Below are 16,102 nucleotides of genomic sequence, written 5' to 3'. Positions count from 1 at the left end.
TCGCCATCGGCTTTGCCTTCCTCATCGCCCCCTCCGGCTGGTTGCTGCGGCTTATCTCCCCCGCCCTCACCGGTTTTGTGCTGCCGCCGGACTGGCAGACCCTGCACGATCCCTGGGGCCTGGGTCTCATCGCCCTGCTGGTGCTCAAAGAGACTCCCTTCTTGCTGCTGATGGCCCTCGGCGCCCTCGATCCTGCCCTGACCGCCCGCCAGCAATGGCTGGGGCAGAGCCTGGGGTTTCGGCCGCCCCAGATCTGGTGGCGCCTGATCCTGCCCAGCCTCTGGCCCAGCCTGCGCCTGCCCCTCTACGCGGTGGCGGCCTATGGCCTGGCGGTGGTGGATCTGGCCCTGCTGCTCGGCCCGACCCAGCCCGCCCCCCTGGCGGTGCGACTCTGGCGCTGGTATCAGGACCCGGATCTCCATTGGCGACCCCTGGCCAACCATGGCGCCCTGCTGCTGTTTGGCCTCAATCTGCTGCTGCTCGCCCTCCTGCGCGCCCTGGAGTGGGCGCATCTGCACTGGGGCAAGGGGCTCATGCTCGATGGCCGGCGCCAGACCAGTCCCTCCCGGCTGGCCCCCGCCCTGGCCCTGATCCTGACCACCCTGCTGCTGGCGACAAACCTGCTGGTGCTGGCGGCCCTGCTGCTCTGGTCCCTCACCCGGCGCTGGCCCTTTCCCGCCCCCTGGCCCAGCCAGTGGAGCGGCCACCACTGGCAGCAGGCCATGGCAGAGCTGGCCCAGCCCCTTGCCCACAGCGCCTGGCTCGCCCTGCTCAGCGCCCTGCTGGCCTTGGTGCTGGTGGTGCTCGCCCTGGAGGCTCAGCGGGGTCGCCGCCCCTGGCCACTCTGGCTCATCTGTCTGCCACTGCTGCTGCCCCAGGCCAGCCTGCTGTTCGGCGTCAGGCTCGGGGCGGACTGGCTCGGGCTGCCGGTGGGCATGGGGCTGGTGTTCTGGAGCCAGCTGCTGTTCGTCTACCCCTATGTCTACCTCTGCCTGTACGGGCCCTATCGCCAGTTCGACGATCGCCTGACCCAGGCGGCGGCCACCCTGGGCGCCCGTCCCTGGCAGGCCTGGTGGCGGGTCAAGGGACCCCTGCTGCTGCGCCCCCTCGCCTTCGCCTGCGCCGTGGGGGCCGCCGTCAGCCTGGCCCAATACCTGCCCACCCTGCTGTTTGGCGCCGGGCGCGTCATCACCCTCACCACGGAGGCGGTGGCCATCGGCTCCGGCCTCAACCGCCGTCTCGCCAGCCTCTACGGCCTGCTGCAACTGGCACTGCCGCTGCTGATCTACGCCCTGGCGCTCTGGCTGCCCCACAGGGCCGAACGCGCCTCCCATCAACTGGAGCCAACCCCATGACGGAGCCCCTGCACCTGGCCCCTCTCACCCTCAGCCTGCATGGCAGGCCCTTGCTGCAACTGCCCCCCTGCCACATCGCCCCCGGCGAGGTGCTGACCCTGATGGGGCCAAGCGGCTGCGGCAAGAGCTCGCTGCTGGCCGGAATAGCCGGGGTGCTGCCCAAAGGCGGCCCCCTCGCCCTGCACGGGGAGATCCGCCAGGGCGAGCGGCTGCTCTCGCCCCTGCCCGCCTACCAGAGACGCGTCGGCATCCTGTTTCAGGAGGATCTGCTGTTTGCCCATCTGACGGTGGCCGAGAACCTGATGTTTGGCATGCCCGCCCACATCAGGGGGAAGGAGCGCCGCGCCCGTGCCCTGGCGGCACTGGCCAGGGTCGAGCTGGCGGGCTTTGCCGAACGCCATCCCGCCGCCCTCTCCGGGGGGCAGAAGGCGAGGATCAGCCTGCTGCGGGCCCTGCTGGCCGAGCCCGCCGCCATCTTGCTCGACGAGCCCTTCGCCCGGCTGGACAAGCCGCTGCGGGCCGCCTTTCGCGCCCTGGTGTTCGGCGAGATAGCGGCCCGCGCCATCCCGGCCATCCTGGTCAGTCACGACGAAGAGGATGCCCCCGCCGCCATACTGGATCTTGGCGCCCTGGCGGCGGATGCGGGTAGGGGCAGTCCTTGCTGATCCGCCGCCCTATGATCCCTGTGTTCCCTGATCCTGAAAGGAGGATCCCTTGCTAGATCGCTACGCCATCGTGCTGATCCGTCGCCCCCTCAACGCCCTCGCCAGCCCCCTGGCCCGTCTGGGGGTCAGTGCCAACCAGATCAGCATCACCGGCTTTGTCATCGGCATGCTGAGCCTGCCCCTGCTCGCCCTTGGCCAATTCGAGGCGGCCCTGGTCTGCATCTTGCTCAATCGCATCATGGATGGTCTGGATGGCGCCATCGCCCGCCTCAAGGGCACCACGGATTGCGGCGGCTTTCTCGACATCACGCTGGACTTTATCTTCTATGCCGCCGTGGTACTGGGGTTCGCCCTGGCCGATCCCGCCAACCATGCCCTGGCCGCCGCCACCCTGCTGTTCGCCTTCATAGGCACGGGCTCGAGCTTCCTGGCCTTCGCCATCATGGCGGGCAAGCGGGGCATAGAGAACCCCGTCTATCACCACAAGTCCCTCTATTACCTGGGCGGCCTGACCGAAGGCAGCGAGACCATAGGGGTGTTCGTGCTGATGTGCCTGTGGCCCCACTGGTTTGCCCCCCTGGCCTACGGTTTTGCCGCCCTGTGCCTGATCACGGTACTGACCCGGCTCTGGAGCGGTTACCACACCCTCAAGTCCTGATCCGGGCCATGGTGGTGCTTGCGCATCGCCATGGATCCACTACCATGGCGGCATCCCGTTTTTGTGCCGTTGGAAGCCCTATGCATCGTTTCATCCCCCTTGTCCTTCTCCTCCCCCTGATCTCCGGGTGCAGCAGCGCCGCCAACACGCCGGCACAGGCGCCTGCCCCCAAGGCAACAAGCGGCGGCAGTTTCCTCATCACGCCCCCGCCCAAGCAGACGGCCGGGGTGCTGGCGGGGGATTTCGCCACCAATCCGGCAGTGGATCAGTTCATCGCCATGATGGTCAGCAAGCATGGTTTCGACCGTGCCGAGCTGCACCGGGTGCTCTCCCAGGCCTCTCGCGAGCAGTGGATCATCAACCTGATGGATCGTCAGGCCCCGGTCTCGACCGCGCCAAGCGGCCCGAACGGCGCCTGGAACCGTTACCGTGCCAAGTTCATCACCCCGGACAATGTGCAAAACGGTGTCAACTTCTGGCGCGAGTATGAGACCGAGCTCAATCGTGCCTCTGCCCAGTACGGTGTGCCCCCCGAGATCATCGTCGGCATCATAGGGGTGGAGACCCGCTGGGGCCGGGTGATGGGCAAGACCCCCATTCTGGATGCCCTGGCGACCCTGGCGTTCGACTACCCGCGCCGTGCCACCTTCTTTCGCGGCGAGCTGGAGCAGTTCCTGATCATGACCCGCAACGAGGGAATAGACCCGAGCGAGCCGACCGGCTCCTATGCTGGCGCCATGGGCTATGGCCAGTTCATGCCGTCCAGCTTCCACGGCTATGCGGTGGATTTTGATGGCAACGGCCACACCAACCTCTGGGATCCGGTGGATGCCATCGGCAGCGTGGCCAACTACTTCAAGGCCCATGGCTGGCGCAAGGGGGATCAGGTGGCGGTGCGGGCCCAGGGCCAGGCACCCGGCTTCGAGACCGGCTTTCAGACCAGCTACAGCCTGGATACCCTGCGCCGGGCCGGCCTCTCCCCCATCGCGCCCCTCGGCGCCCACAGCAAGGCCAGCCTGCTGCGCCTGGACGTGGGCAAGAGCTACCAGTACTGGTACGGTCTGCCGAACTTCTACACCATCACCCGCTACAACCACAGCACCCACTATGCCATGGCGGTGTGGCAGCTGGGGCTGGCGGTCAAGGCCGCCCGCGGCTACTGAGTGCTCCCTGCCAATGCAAAACGGGCCCGACGGGCCCGTTTTGCTATTCGTTTTCCAGCAGCCAGCGTTTGAGCAAGGCGGCCAGCTGCCCCTGCTCGGCCTGGGTCAGCGGGGCCAGCAGGCGCCGCTCGTTGGCCACGTGGCGCTCCACCGCATGGTCCACCAGCTCCCGCCCCGGCTCCGTCAGGCAGACCAGGAGGCTTCGCCTGTCATCGGGGGCCGCCTGCCGCACGATGAGGCCGCGCTGCTCCAGCTTGTCGAGCCGGGCCGTCATGGCCCCCGAACTCAGCATGGCGGATTGATAGAGGGCGGTCGGGGTCAGCGGCTCGCCGGCCCGGCGCAGGGTCGCCAGTATGTCGAAGTCGCTGCCAAGCAGGCCGCACGCCTTGAGCTCTTCGCTCACCTCGCGCCCGGCGATCACCGCCATGCGCGCCACCCGCCCCAGCACCCCCATGGGGGAGCAGTCGAGATCCGGTCGCTGCCGCGCCCACTGGGCCAGCAAGAGGTCTACATGATCACTGTCCATTACGGCTCCATTATCTTTACGAAAAGATACTTGATAATAAACCAACTCGCGGCTAAGTTATCTTTACTTGAAGATACTTTATTGCGAGACAACCATGCCACTGCTGATCGCCCTGCTCGCCCCCCTGCTCTGGGGCAGTACCTATGCCGTCGTCAGCCTCTATCTGACTGACTACTCCCCTTACTGGGTGGCCGTGTGGCGCGCCCTGCCAGCCGGGCTCCTGCTGCTGCTGTGCCATCCCCGCAGGCCACCGCTCACCTGGAACCGGCAATTCCTGCTGGCGTTTTGCAACATCACTGCCTTCTTCGCCCTGCTGTTCGTGGCGGCCTATCGTCTGCCGGGCGCCGTGGCGGGCACCCTGGGTGCCACCCTGCCCCTCGTCCTGATGGGGCTGGCCTGGGTGCAGGACGGCGTCAGGCCGACCCTCAAGTGGCTGCTGCTGGGGCTGATGGGACTCGCCGGTGTGCTCCTGCTGCTCAACCCCTCCGCCAACCTGGATCCCGTCGGCGTGGCGTGCGCCCTGCTGGCCACCCTGCTCATCGGCCAGTCCAGCCGCTGGATGCAGCGCTGGCCGGTGAGCGATCTGCTGGCGCTGACCGCCTGGCAGCTGCTGCTGGGGGGCCTGATGCTGATCCCGCTGGCCTGGTGGCTGGCAGGCCCCATGCCGCTGCCGCAGCCGGCGAGTGCCCCCGGGCTCATCTGGCTGGTACTGCTCAACACGGCCCTGGCCTACTGGGCCTGGTTGTGGGGGCTCAAGCGCCACGGTCCCGAGGTGATGGGCATGCTGGCCCTCACCAACCCCATGGTGGCGGTCTCCTTCGGTGTGCTGCTGGTGGGAGAGGCCCTGGACGCTCGCCAGTGGCTCGGCATCGCCGTGATCCTGCTCTCCCTGTTCCTGATGAAGCTGCCGACCCGGCCCCTCTTCAAGGACAGGCAGACAGCCAAGGCTTGCCCCGACCAGCCGGGAAATGGCTGATCGGGCACCAGATCCCCGTCAGGCACACAGCAAAAAGGAGCCAATATGGCTCCTTTTTCTGCGCTGCGGTGACGGGTATCAGGCTCAGACGCCAGCCTTGGCCAGGGCCGCGGAGACGATCTGCTGGGCCTCCTGCTGAATCAGATCCAGGTGCGCCTCGCCCTTGAAGCTCTCCATGTAGATCTTGTAGATGGATTCGGTACCCGAGGGGCGCGCCGCGAACCAGCCATTCTCGGTCACCACTTTCAGGCCGCCGATGGCGGCGTCGTTGCCGGGAGCCCTGGTCAGCTTGGCAAGGATGGGCTCGCCGGCGAGCGTTGAGGCTTCCACCAGGGCCGGATCCAGCTTGGAGAGCACCGCCTTCTGGGCGCTGTTGGCGGGAGCGTCGATGCGGCGGTAGCTGGAGCGACCGAACCTGGCTTCCAGGGCATCGTAGTGGGCCTGGGGATCCTTGCCGGTCACGGCCAGGATCTCGGCAGCCAGCAGCGCCAGGATGAAGCCATCCTTGTCGGTGGTCCAGACGGTGCCGTCCTTGCGCAGGAAGGAGGCGCCCGCGCTCTCCTCGCCGCCGAAGCCGAACTCGCCACTGAAAAGACCATCCACGAACCACTTGAAGCCGACCGGCACCTCTTTCAGGGTGCGGCCGATCTCGCCGGCAACCCGGTCAATCATCGAGGAGGAGACCAGCGTCTTGCCGACGGCGGCCGTCTTGGGCCAGCCGGTTCTGTGGGTGAACAGATACTGGATGGCCACCGCCAGATAGTGGTTCGGGTTCATCAGACCCGCCTTGGTGACGATGCCGTGACGGTCGTAGTCAGGGTCGTTGCCAAGGGCGATGTCGAACTTGTCTTTCAGGGCAATCAGGCCCGCCATGGCGAAGGGGCTGGAGCAATCCATCCGGATCTTGCCGTCTTTATCCAGGGTCATGAAGGAGAAGGTCGGGTCGACCTTGTAGTTGACCACCTCGATGTCCAGACCATATGTCTTGGCGATCACGTCCCAATAGGCGACGCCTGAGCCGCCCAGGGGATCGACACCAATCTTGATGCCGGCGCGCTTGATAGCCGCCAGGTCCAGCACGTTCTCGAGATCGTCCACATAGGGGGTGACATAGTCGTGCTCGACCACGAACTCACTGGCCAGGGCCTCGGCGAACGGCATGCGCTTCACACCGGCCAGACCCGCTTCCAGAATGGCGTTGGCGCGGTCTTCCACCCACTTGGTGATCTCCCCTTCGGCAGGACCGCCGTGGGGGGGGTTGTATTTGAAGCCACCGTCTTCCGGCGGGTTGTGGGACGGGGTGATCACCACGCCGTCCGCCAGGGCCGCCGGCTTGCCTGCGTTGTGACGCAGGATGGCGTGGGAGATGACCGGGGTCGGCGTGAAGCCCAGACCCGCCTGGATGCGGGTCTCGACGCCATTGGCCGCCAGCACTTCCACCGCGCTGGCAAAGGCGGATTCGGACAGGGCGTGCGTGTCCATACCCACAAACAGCGGGCCCGTGATGCCGGCCTGCTGGCGATACTCCACCAGCGCCTGGGTCACCGCCAGGATGTGGGATTCGGTGAAGGCGTTGTGCAGGGCGCTGCCCCGGTGGCCGGAGGTGCCAAAGGCTACCCGCTGCTCGGGGCGGCTCATGTCCGGCTTGTTGAGGTAGTAGGCGCTGACCAGACGGGGAATGTTGGTCAGGTCACTTAAACGAGCCGGCTGACCGGCGTGAGCATGCTGTGCCATGGCGTATTCCTTGCTTGCTAACTGCTTGACGAAACAGGCCCGGGTGAGGGCCCCGCGCATTCAAAGATCAGAATCCATTGAGCCCATGGCTCCTCATCACACCAGGGCGCAGGCCTCTGCGATCAGGGCCTCGTCATAGCCCATGCTGGCCATCAGCTGGGCCACCATGTTCTGCTTGCGGCTGGTATTGGTATTGGTGATGACCCAGAAGGGGGTCTCGGGCACCGGCTTGGGTTTGGTGGTGCTGCCGCTGGCGCGCAGGGCTTCCGGATCCTGGGAGAAATAGACGCGCTTGCGCCCCTTTATCTCGGTAGCCTGGGTGAAGCCCGCCGGATCGTCCCGGTAGAGAGTGCTGAGCAGCAGCATGAAACGATTGATGGACTTCTCCTCCTGCTGCAGTGCACCCGAGGCCAGCAGGCGCGTCAGCGCCTCGCTCCCGGCGGCCACGGGTTGCGGCTCGGCTGGGGTAACATCGGCCAGGGCGGATGCTGGCGGTATCGCCTTGATGCGGGCGGGCTGCTCCAGCAGGCGGCGCAATATGTCGGAGGCGCTCTCACCTATGTGGCGGGTCTGGCTGGCGATATAGAAGTAGAGATCGTCATCAAGTTCGATGGTTTTCATAGGGTTGGCGCTGGACTCACGGAAAGTGGGATGGGGCGATTATACATAGCCAGACCCGACGGCCCAAGCGGCCCGTCAGATGTGCATGAAACTCCACGAGAATACGGCATAATGGCGGGCCAAGTGTGTGATCCCCCGCACTGAGTAGCCTATTCGGGGCCATTTTTTTGGAAAAAAACCACAAAAAAATCCCCACCAAGGAATGAAATCCTTTTCTTTCAGTGCATTAAAAAAACAGGCGAAACAGCCCACGACCGACAAGGTGTCATTTTGCAACAACACTCATTATTGAACTTCAAGGAGCAGGGCCAGGGCCCGGCCGTGGTGCTGATCCATGGCCTGTTCGGCAGCCTGGACAACCTGGGCCTGCTGGCCCGCCCCCTCGGCGAGCAATACAGGGTCATCAGTCTGGATCTGCGCAACCACGGCGCCTCCTTTCACTCAGACGAGATGAGCTACCCACAGCAGGCGGCGGACGTGCTCGCCCTGCTGGATCATCTGGCGCTGGACAAGGCGGCCCTGATCGGCCACTCCATGGGGGGCAAGGTGGCCATGCAGGTCGCCAAGCAGGCTCCCCACAGGGTCAGCCAGCTGGTGGTGGCCGACATGGCCCCGGTGGCCTATCCCCATGCCCGCCACCAGAACGTGTTCGCCGGCCTGAACGCCACGCTCACGCGCCCTCCCCAAAGCCGCAGCGAGGCGGAAGCCATCCTGGCCGAACATATCGAGATCGCCGGCGTGCGCCAGTTCCTGCTCAAGTCTTTTGCCAAAACCGAGACGGGCTGGGGCTGGCGCTTCAACGTGCCGGCCCTTGAGCGCAACTACGCCAACATCATGGGCTGGCCCGATGCCGACGCCCGTTTCGAAGGGCCGACCCTGTTCATCAAGGGCGGCGAGTCGGACTATATGCTGCCCGCCTATACCGAGACAGTGATGGCGCAATTCCCCGCCGCAAAGGCCCGGGTCATCGCCGGAACCGGCCACTGGCTCCACGCCGAGAAGCCGGTTTTGTTCAACAAACTGGTTGTGGATTTCCTGTCTACAGGCGGTTAACAGTTTCAAATCCTTTGTGATATAGTGCCGCCCGTCATAAGGAGTGTGCGCAATCCATGCTGAGCCAACATATTGAACTGATCGAGAGTCTGGGCCTGAAACTGTTTTTCGTGGCCGTTTTTCTGTTGATTGGTCTGGCTATCCAGGACGTACTCAAACGCGGCAATGTGCCCCGTTTCGGTCGCTTCATCGTCTGGCTGGTACTGTTTTTAGGTTGCGCGGGTTTTGTCGCCAAGGGGCTGATCGAACTGAGCTGGGAAGGCTCGGGTCTCGGCTAACTGCTCATAGATGAAGTATGGCCAAACAGCAAACTGATCGAACAACACTGGATCTGTTCGCAAATGAGAAGCGCCCCGGCAGGCCAAAGACCAACCCACTCCCCCGCGAGACCCAGCTCAAGATCAACAAGCGCAATCAGCTCAAGCGCGATCGGGAGAATGGACTGAAGCGGGTAGAGTTAAAGGTGGAGGCCGAGTTGCTGGAGCGCCTGAACCAACTTGCGCTGCAACAGAACGTCAGCCGCGCCGAGCTGATCCAATCTATCCTGAAGCAACAGATCGACTCTGCCCTCGTGGCGGGTCAGCTGATCTGACCGTTAAGCATCAACACCAAATACGGGTAACTAAACACTATGGCAAGTGTAGGTCTGTTTTTCGGCAGCGATACCGGTAATACCGAAGCTGTCGCCAAGATGATCCAGAAAGAGCTGGGCAAACAACTGATTGAAGTCCGTGACATCGCCAAGAGCAGCAAGGCCGACATCGACAGCTTCAGTCTGCTGATGTTCGGCATCCCGACTTGGTACTACGGCGAAGCCCAAGCCGATTGGGACGACTTCTTCCCGGAACTCGAAGAGATCGACTTCACCGACAAGCTGGTCGCCATCTTCGGTTGCGGCGATCAGGAAGACTATTCCGAGTACTTCCTCGACGCCATGGGCACCCTGCGTGACATCGTCGAGGCCAAGGGCGCCATCATCATAGGCCACTGGCCAACCGCAGGTTACGACTTCGAGGCCTCCAAGGCCCTGGTCGATGACAAGCACTTCGTCGGTCTGGGGATCGATGAGGATCGCCAGCCCGAGCTGACCGCCGAGCGCGTCAAGGGCTGGTGCAAGCAGATCCATGAAGAGATGTGCCTCGCCGAACTGGAGTGAGACATGTCTGTTGAAAAACGGCCCGATCGGGCCGTTTTTTTATGGCATTTTTCTGTCGGCAGACGCCGTCATGCCCCCTGACGCCCCTGTGTTCCCGTTTCCCTGTGCTCCTTGCGCTGGCGCACATAGAGGGTGCGCCTGATCTCGGCGACCAGCTCGCCCTTCTGATCCAGGACCAGCACATCGAACTCGGGAAAATGCTTGTCCCCCTGGCGCGTCGCCGCCGCTATCTCGGTCAGCTTGGCCTCGGTCAGATTGAACTCGGCGATGAGCTTGCCCTTGCCCGGCTTGATGTAGTTGATGCTGCCCGCCTTGTCCCAGACGTAGTAGTGGTTCTTGAAATACCCCATCAGCATCAGCGGGTAGATGGGATCCGTCATGGCGAACATGCTGCCGCCAAACTGGGTCCGGTTGGCATTCTTGTTCCACCAGCGGGACTTCAAGGTCACCCGGCAGAACCGGAAGTCATCGCTCAGGGTTTCTATCTTGATGCCGGCACCCCAGAAAGGAGGCCAGGCGTTGAGGGCGCGGCGCACCCAGGCCGCATTGTCAAAAAGCCAATCCATGGATCTCATCCGACCAGATAAACAGGTGTTACATCTTAACAACAATTCGAAGGCAGGCAAGGGGAGCAAAATAATCCAATCCCAGTCTTTCGACGGAAAATAGATGCTAAAGCCTTTGAATTACTGGGTTTATTTTATGTGACCGTACGACCTATAATGACATTGGATCTGAGTTCAAGGTTGCCATTCCCGCGCCAGTCACTCAGAATAACCCCACCTTCGAGAATGCGAATAAGTTGAATATGCCAGACAATAATCAAGCGTTAAAAAAGGCCGGGCTCAAAATCACCCTGCCGCGCGTCAAGATCCTCGAGATCCTGCAGCAGCCGGAATGCCAGCACACCAGTGCCGAAGACCTCTACAAACGACTGATCGATCATGGTGAAGAGATTGGTCTGGCGACCGTGTACCGCGTTCTCAACCAGTTTGATGATGCTGGCATCGTCACCCGTCACCACTTCGAGGGCGGCAAGTCCGTGTTCGAGCTGTCGACCCAGGAGCACCACGACCACCTGGTCTGCCTCGACTGTGGCAAGGTGATCGAGTTCTCCGATGAAGTGATCGAACAGCGCCAGCGCGACATCGCCAAGGCGCACAACATCCGCCTGACCAACCACAGCCTCTATCTCTATGGCCACTGTGCCAACGGGGACTGCAAGCACGACGAATAACGCCGCCGGCCGCGAGCAGCCATGAAAAAGCCAGCATGACGCTGGCTTTTTTTGTGTCCGCAATCCGGACCAGAGTGGCAGGGTCTCCCCTGCCCTCTGCCGCCAAAGGCGACTTATCAGGCCTCGGCCTTGCCCCAGACGTCGCGCAGGGCGACGGTGCGGTTGAACACCAGGTGCTCAGGGCTGGAGAGCTTGCTGTCGGCACAAAAATAGCCTTCGCGCTCGAACTGGTAGGCAAACTCCGGCTTGGCGTCCTTGAGGGAAGCCTCCACCCGCGCCCCTTCGATGACAACCAGAGACTCTGGATTGAGGGCCCCTTCGAAGTCGTCCTCGGCACCCGGGTTCGGTACCTTGAACAGACGGTCATAGAGACGCACTTCGGCCGGCAGGGAGTGGGTGGCGCTGACCCAGTGGATCACCCCCTTCACCTTGCGACCGTCGGCCGGATCCTTGCCCAGGGTCTCGGGATCGTAGGAGCAGTAGATGCAGGTGACCTTGCCGTCCGCATCCTTCTCGACCCGCTCGGCCTTGATGACGTAGGCGTTGCGCAGGCGCACTTCCTTGCCCAGTACCAGACGCTTGAACTGCTTGTTGGCTTCCTCTTTGAAGTCCGCCTCGTCGATGAAGATTTCGCGGGTGAAATTCAACTCGCGGGTGCCCATCTCGGCATTGTTCGGGTGCGCCGGTGCGGTCAGCACCTCGTCGGCCGCCAGATTTTCGATGACCACCTTCACCGGATGCAGCACCGCCATGGCGCGGGGAGCGTGCTCGTTGAGGTCATCGCGAATGCAGGCTTCCAGCATGCTCATCTCGACGATGTTGTCCTGCTTGGTCACACCGATGCGCTTGCAGAACTCGCGGATGGACGCCGGGGTATAGCCACGGCGGCGCAGCCCGGAGACGGTCAGCATGCGCGGATCATCCCAGCCATTGACGTGCCCCTCGGTCACCAGCAGGTTCAGCTTGCGCTTGGACATGACGGTGTATTCGAGGTTCAGGCGGGAGAACTCGTACTGACGGGGGTGGCAGTCGATGCTGATGTTGTCCAGCACCCAGTCATACAGACGGCGGTTGTCCTGGAATTCCAGGGTGCACAGGGAGTGGGTGATCCCCTCCAGGGCGTCCGAGATGCAGTGGGTAAAGTCATACATGGGGTAGATGCACCACTGGTCACCTGTCTGGTGATGGTGGGCAAACTTGATGCGATAGATGACGGGGTCGCGCATCACCATGAAGGGGGATGCCATGTCGATCTTGGCACGCAGGCAGGCGCTGCCCTCGGCAAATTCGCCGTTCTTCATCTTGGCGAACAGGGCCAGGTTCTCTTCCACGCTGCGATCGCGGAACGGGCTGTTCTTGCCCGGCGCGGTCAGGGTGCCGCGGTACTCGCGCATCTGCTCGGCAGAGAGCTCGTCCACATAGGCCAGCCCCTTCTCGATGAGCTCGACGGCATAGCCGTGCAGCTTGTCGAAATAGTCGGAGGAGTAGCGGATCTCGCCGCTCCACTGGAAGCCCAGCCACTGCACGTCCCGCTTGATGGACTCGACATACTCTATGTCTTCCTTGACCGGGTTGGTGTCATCGAAACGCAGGTTGCACTGGCCCTGGTAGTCACGGGCGATGCCGAAGTTCAGGCAGATGGACTTGGCATGGCCGATATGGAGATAACCGTTCGGCTCGGGAGGAAAACGGGTCTGCACGCTCTTGTGCTTACCGCTGGCCAGATCCTCATCGATGATCTGACGAATAAAGTTGCTCGGGCTGTTCGCCTCAGTCATGGCTCACCTCAAAATGCGCGTCACTGGCGAGGGGCGAGCCACTGGCTTCGATCCCCCGCCGTCAAGCCGGGTATGATCCCCTATTCGGGCGCGCGCCTCAACCGGAATTTTGTCCCTTTCGGCCCAGGTGGCGGCCATGATGGACAAAGCGGCGTCAGGGAGAGTGGGCACCCGGCCCCGCTCCCCTGTCGCGGGGACCGTCTCGGCCGCCAGGGGGACAAGGTTGCGCCCCCGTGCTGCCCTGCAGACAAAAAAAGACCCCGCACCAGGCGGGGTTGAAGGTGATGAAAACATCAAAACAGACTCACACACAACAAAGGTTCACACGCAGAGTCAACCTTTCCCAAGGCTGGCGACGCCGGCCTTGGGAAAGGCGGGTCTTGCGACCCACCTTGCGTTATCAATCGCGAGCCATCAGTTCAGCTCGGTGACGCGGCTGGTGCGCTTGCCATCGAAGCTGGTGGTACGCAGCCAGACCTTGCCGTTGACGGTCGGCTTGGCCGCCGCGTCATAGGCGGTCCAGGTGGTGCCGTCCAGGCTGTACTGGATGGGCAGACCCGGCAAGTCCACGTTCGCTTCCAGCTTGCCGTTCACCACCTTGGCGCCCGGCACCGAGAGACGGTACTCGACACCGGCCTGATCCAGCTTGGGCAACTGGCGCTGGGCCAGGGCGTTGGCAAACTGGTTCCACTCCTGGTTCAGGGTGGCCTTGTTGACGTGCTTGGTGGTGCCTGAGAACTCGCGGCCCTTCACGTAGTCGAGCTCGAAGCCGCCCTTGTGCCAGGCGCGCTCGGCCACGGAGAAGATGCGCGGATAGACCATGTACTCGTACTGGGCATCGGTGCGCACGGTTTCGCTCCACAACTGGCCTGAGATCCCCTTGAACTTGACCGGCTCCTGGTCGCCCTTGGCCACGAAGGCATTGCCGTCACGGTCCACCGAAGTCTCGGCGTTCTGGGGCAGGTTCTCCGGGGCGAAGGCGAACACCTTGCGGGTGTCGTTGAAGCGGGTCGCCCAGTAGTAGCCACGCTCGGCCGGATGCACCTCGTTCGGGAAGTCGAAGTAGAGGTAATCGGGGTTGGAGAGTACGACCTCATAGCCCTTGTGCGCCCACTTCATCGCCTCGTTGAAGCCACCCCAGTAGAGGGTCTCCCAGAAGTTGACCCGGGTGTTGTCGGTGGCGAAGTCCTTGGCGCCGCTGGCGTATTTCAGGCCATCTTCCCAGGCTTGCAGGGTGGAGAAGCCGTGGCCCTTGACCATCTCGCTCACTTCCTTGGCAAAGTACACCGGCAGCTCGCCCACTTCCTTGATCTTGCCCTCGTCGATCATCTTCTGGCACAGGGGGGACTTGCCGAACGGCTTGTCCTGCTTGCTGGAGTCGACGTTGCCCTTCCAGGCCACCAGATCGGCGGCCGGGGTGACGGCCGGATCCTGATAGCCGCCGCCCTGCATGATGTTCTTCGCCTCGTCACCACCGTAGTGCCAGGCGGTCAGGGGCTGACCGGCGGCCTGGTGCATCTGGGCCACTTCGTCCATGACCTTTGCCACGAAGGTGGCGGCGCCCGGCTGGCAGGGGTTGATGAAGGACATCTTGTCGTAGAACTGCACCGAGGTGACGTTGGAGGTGTCATCCGGGTCGGTCAGACGGAACTGGTTGGCTTCCGCTTCTTTGCCTTCCGCCATCAGACGCTGGTAGCGCGCCTCCATGGAGACCACGGCGGCACGGGCGTGGGCCGGCATGTTGATCTCGGGGATCACAGTCACGCCGCGAGCCTTGGCATAGCGCACCAGATCGATGTAGTCCGCCTTGCTGTAGAATCCGGAGCCCTGGTTGTCGCTGCTGGGGCCTGAGCCCAGTTGCGGCATCAGGCACTGGGTCTCGGACTCGTCATGGCAACGCTGGCTGCCCACCTCGGTCAGCTCCGGCAGACCCGGGATCGCCAGGCGCCAGCCCTCATCGTTGGTCAATCCCAGGTGCAGCACGTTGAGCTTGGTGGCGGACATCTGGTCAACCAGCTTCTTCAGGGTCTCGGGGCTGCGGAAGTGACGGGCCACGTCGGTCTGCATGCCGCGGTATTCGAAGCGCGGCGCATCCTCGACGCTCATCTTGCTCACCCGCTTGTCATCCACCCCCAGGAGGGAGATCAGGGACTGGGCACCCCAGAAGGCGCCAGCGATGTCGCTACCCTGAATGACAGCGCCTTTCGCCCCTATGGTCATGTCGTAGCCTTCGGCCTGCTTGACCTTGCTGCCGAGCTTGATGGTGACCGGGTAGCCGGTGTCGGAGAGGGTAACACCCAGCCTGGTCAGTTGCGCCTTGATGGCATCGGCACGGTCGGTCGGCAGGTCGAGGGCATCGAGCTTGATGGTGGAGAGATCCACCTGGGGACCCGCCTTGACCACCTGCTTGAGTGGGGTCGGCAGGATCTTGCTGTCCACCTTGGCCGCCGGCAGCAAGGTGCTGGTCTGGTTGGCGGCGAAGCGGGTTTCGCTGTTCATCAGGACGTTGTTGTCGTCCTTGGTGCGCTTCCAGCCGTCGGCCGGCATCGGCTTCTCGTAGCTGCTGGCATCGTCGATGTTGCTCATGCTGGCGATCACCTTGGGCTCGGCACCCTCGGCGGAGACATACCAGTTCGGCATGATGTCGGATTCGAACAGTACCCAATACTCCACCACCAGGGGCACCTCGACCGTGGCATCCTTGGCAAAGCCCTGGAACTTGTCGGTCGGGGTCAGGCGATAGAGGTCACCGGTCAGGTGGGTGATGGCGAACTGATCGTTGTCCACCCGCTGGATACGGCGAATGGAGGAGACATAGATGCTCCAGTCCTTGGACGTCACGTCGGCACCGGTATTGGTCAGGTGCAGCTTGGCAACGCCGCAGCTCGCCCACTCGGAGCCCAGCGCCTGACAGTCGAGGCCGGCGCCGGCACCGTCGTTGGTGACGACTTCGTACTTGACGACGAGGTTGCTGGCAAGGGAATCGACCACGGCTTGTTTGGCGGCATCGGCGGCCAGTGCAGGACCTGCAAAAACGGTAGACATGGCAATGGCTAACAGAGAATGCTTCAAGTTCATAACTGCTGCTCTCGTTTGAAGTAAAGGTTGGATTTTCTTGGCTTTTTTTATATGGGGCCCCAAGGCGGGGCCCTCAGTTATGTCAACAATGGACTTAGGCTT

The 16,102-nt window shown here is 63.0% G+C and carries 16 protein-coding genes; 10 read left to right on the top strand and 6 right to left on the bottom strand.

What is annotated here, in order from left to right:
* The 4 genes from BN1119_RS10980 to mltB form a co-directional block, all read left to right on the top strand.
* On the top strand, positions 1-1,355 hold a 1,355-nt coding region (locus BN1119_RS10980; protein WP_244463726.1), incomplete at its 5' end, for an ABC transporter permease family protein.
* Complete coding sequence (locus BN1119_RS10975) at positions 1,352-2,020, top strand: ATP-binding cassette domain-containing protein (protein ID WP_041997759.1); 669 nt, start codon at positions 1,352-1,354, stop codon at positions 2,018-2,020. The genes BN1119_RS10980 and BN1119_RS10975, both read left to right, overlap by 4 nt.
* A 49-nt stretch (positions 2,021-2,069) precedes the next feature.
* On the top strand, positions 2,070-2,678 hold the full coding sequence (locus BN1119_RS10970; protein ID WP_041997758.1) for a CDP-alcohol phosphatidyltransferase family protein: 609 nt from the start codon (positions 2,070-2,072) through the stop codon (positions 2,676-2,678).
* A gap of 80 nt (positions 2,679-2,758) precedes the next feature.
* A complete protein-coding gene (gene mltB / locus BN1119_RS10965; protein WP_041997757.1) occupies positions 2,759-3,841 on the top strand; it encodes a lytic murein transglycosylase B in 1,083 nt (360 codons plus the stop codon).
* Positions 3,842-3,884: 43 nt separating this feature from the next.
* On the opposite strand, the gene BN1119_RS10960 is transcribed toward mltB, so the two are convergent.
* Positions 3,885-4,367 (bottom strand): MarR family winged helix-turn-helix transcriptional regulator, encoded by a 483-nt coding sequence (locus BN1119_RS10960; RefSeq protein ID WP_041997756.1) that lies wholly within the window; start codon positions 4,365-4,367, stop codon positions 3,885-3,887.
* A gap of 94 nt (positions 4,368-4,461) precedes the next feature.
* Between BN1119_RS10960 and BN1119_RS10955 the strand changes: the two genes are divergently transcribed.
* A complete protein-coding gene (locus tag BN1119_RS10955; protein ID WP_041997755.1) occupies positions 4,462-5,343 on the top strand; it encodes a DMT family transporter in 882 nt (293 codons plus the stop codon).
* Between the two features lie 84 nt (positions 5,344-5,427).
* Here the strand turns inward: BN1119_RS10955 and pgm are convergent, their stop codons facing one another.
* A complete protein-coding gene (gene pgm, locus BN1119_RS10950) occupies positions 5,428-7,077 on the bottom strand; it encodes a phosphoglucomutase (alpha-D-glucose-1,6-bisphosphate-dependent) (RefSeq protein WP_041997766.1) in 1,650 nt (549 codons plus the stop codon).
* 96 nt (positions 7,078-7,173) lie between these two features.
* The gene (gene seqA, locus BN1119_RS10945) at positions 7,174-7,698 is read right to left on the bottom strand and encodes a replication initiation negative regulator SeqA (protein WP_041997754.1); all 525 of its coding nucleotides are present in this window, start codon (positions 7,696-7,698) and stop codon (positions 7,174-7,176) included.
* Positions 7,699-7,986: 288 nt separating this feature from the next.
* On the opposite strand from seqA, the gene BN1119_RS10940 reads away from it, so the two are divergent.
* The 4 genes from BN1119_RS10940 to fldA are packed head-to-tail and all read left to right on the top strand — an operon-like array spanning position 7,987 to position 9,907.
* Positions 7,987-8,751 (top strand): alpha/beta fold hydrolase, encoded by a 765-nt coding sequence (locus BN1119_RS10940; protein WP_041997753.1) that lies wholly within the window; start codon positions 7,987-7,989, stop codon positions 8,749-8,751.
* Positions 8,752-8,807: 56 nt separating this feature from the next.
* Positions 8,808-9,029, top strand: a complete 222-nt coding sequence (locus tag BN1119_RS10935) for a DUF2788 domain-containing protein (RefSeq protein WP_005894863.1) — start codon at positions 8,808-8,810, stop codon at positions 9,027-9,029.
* Between the two features lie 17 nt (positions 9,030-9,046).
* Positions 9,047-9,343 carry a LexA regulated protein gene (gene ybfE, locus BN1119_RS10930; protein ID WP_041997752.1) on the top strand — a complete coding sequence of 99 codons (297 nt, stop codon included), beginning with the start codon at positions 9,047-9,049 and terminating at the stop codon, positions 9,341-9,343.
* Between the two features lie 39 nt (positions 9,344-9,382).
* Entirely contained in the window at positions 9,383-9,907 is a 525-nt protein-coding gene (fldA, locus tag BN1119_RS10925; protein ID WP_041997751.1) for a flavodoxin FldA, read from the top strand.
* A gap of 68 nt (positions 9,908-9,975) precedes the next feature.
* On the opposite strand, the gene BN1119_RS10920 is transcribed toward fldA, so the two are convergent.
* Entirely contained in the window at positions 9,976-10,473 is a 498-nt protein-coding gene (locus BN1119_RS10920; protein ID WP_041997750.1) for a DUF4442 domain-containing protein, read from the bottom strand.
* Between the two features lie 242 nt (positions 10,474-10,715).
* Here BN1119_RS10920 and fur point away from each other — a divergent pair, with 242 nt between their 5' ends.
* Positions 10,716-11,144 carry a ferric iron uptake transcriptional regulator gene (gene fur / locus BN1119_RS10915; RefSeq protein WP_041997749.1) on the top strand — a complete coding sequence of 143 codons (429 nt, stop codon included), beginning with the start codon at positions 10,716-10,718 and terminating at the stop codon, positions 11,142-11,144.
* Positions 11,145-11,260: 116 nt separating this feature from the next.
* Here the strand turns inward: fur and glnS are convergent, their stop codons facing one another.
* Together glnS and BN1119_RS10905 are read right to left on the bottom strand one after the other, a co-directional pair.
* Positions 11,261-12,922 (bottom strand): glutamine--tRNA ligase, encoded by a 1,662-nt coding sequence (gene glnS / locus BN1119_RS10910; protein WP_041997748.1) that lies wholly within the window; start codon positions 12,920-12,922, stop codon positions 11,261-11,263.
* 414 nt (positions 12,923-13,336) lie between these two features.
* The gene (locus tag BN1119_RS10905; RefSeq protein ID WP_041997747.1) at positions 13,337-16,000 is read right to left on the bottom strand and encodes a beta-N-acetylhexosaminidase; all 2,664 of its coding nucleotides are present in this window, start codon (positions 15,998-16,000) and stop codon (positions 13,337-13,339) included.
* Between the last annotated feature and the right edge of the window lie 102 nt (positions 16,001-16,102).

Source organism: Aeromonas bivalvium, assembly GCF_000819765.1.
Taxonomy (GTDB): domain Bacteria; phylum Pseudomonadota; class Gammaproteobacteria; order Enterobacterales; family Aeromonadaceae; genus Aeromonas; species Aeromonas bivalvium.
The sequence above is the reverse complement of the archived record's forward strand: the minus strand, read 5'-3'. Positions and strand labels throughout refer to the sequence as shown.

Coding starts and splice junctions, on each gene's coding strand:
- fldA (WP_041997751.1), top strand. CDS start 9,383: ATGGCAAGTGTAGGTCTGTTTTTCGGCAGCGATACCGGTAATACCGAA.
- BN1119_RS10960 (WP_041997756.1), bottom strand. CDS start 4,367: ATGGACAGTGATCATGTAGACCTCTTGCTGGCCCAGTGGGCGCGGCAG.
- pgm (WP_041997766.1), bottom strand. CDS start 7,077: ATGGCACAGCATGCTCACGCCGGTCAGCCGGCTCGTTTAAGTGACCTG.
- fur (WP_041997749.1), top strand. CDS start 10,716: ATGCCAGACAATAATCAAGCGTTAAAAAAGGCCGGGCTCAAAATCACC.
- BN1119_RS10935 (WP_005894863.1), top strand. CDS start 8,808: ATGCTGAGCCAACATATTGAACTGATCGAGAGTCTGGGCCTGAAACTG.
- seqA (WP_041997754.1), bottom strand. CDS start 7,698: ATGAAAACCATCGAACTTGATGACGATCTCTACTTCTATATCGCCAGC.
- BN1119_RS10905 (WP_041997747.1), bottom strand. CDS start 16,000: ATGAACTTGAAGCATTCTCTGTTAGCCATTGCCATGTCTACCGTTTTT.
- BN1119_RS10955 (WP_041997755.1), top strand. CDS start 4,462: ATGCCACTGCTGATCGCCCTGCTCGCCCCCCTGCTCTGGGGCAGTACC.
- BN1119_RS10920 (WP_041997750.1), bottom strand. CDS start 10,473: ATGGATTGGCTTTTTGACAATGCGGCCTGGGTGCGCCGCGCCCTCAAC.
- BN1119_RS10975 (WP_041997759.1), top strand. CDS start 1,352: ATGACGGAGCCCCTGCACCTGGCCCCTCTCACCCTCAGCCTGCATGGC.
- ybfE (WP_041997752.1), top strand. CDS start 9,047: ATGGCCAAACAGCAAACTGATCGAACAACACTGGATCTGTTCGCAAAT.
- mltB (WP_041997757.1), top strand. CDS start 2,759: ATGCATCGTTTCATCCCCCTTGTCCTTCTCCTCCCCCTGATCTCCGGG.
- glnS (WP_041997748.1), bottom strand. CDS start 12,922: ATGACTGAGGCGAACAGCCCGAGCAACTTTATTCGTCAGATCATCGAT.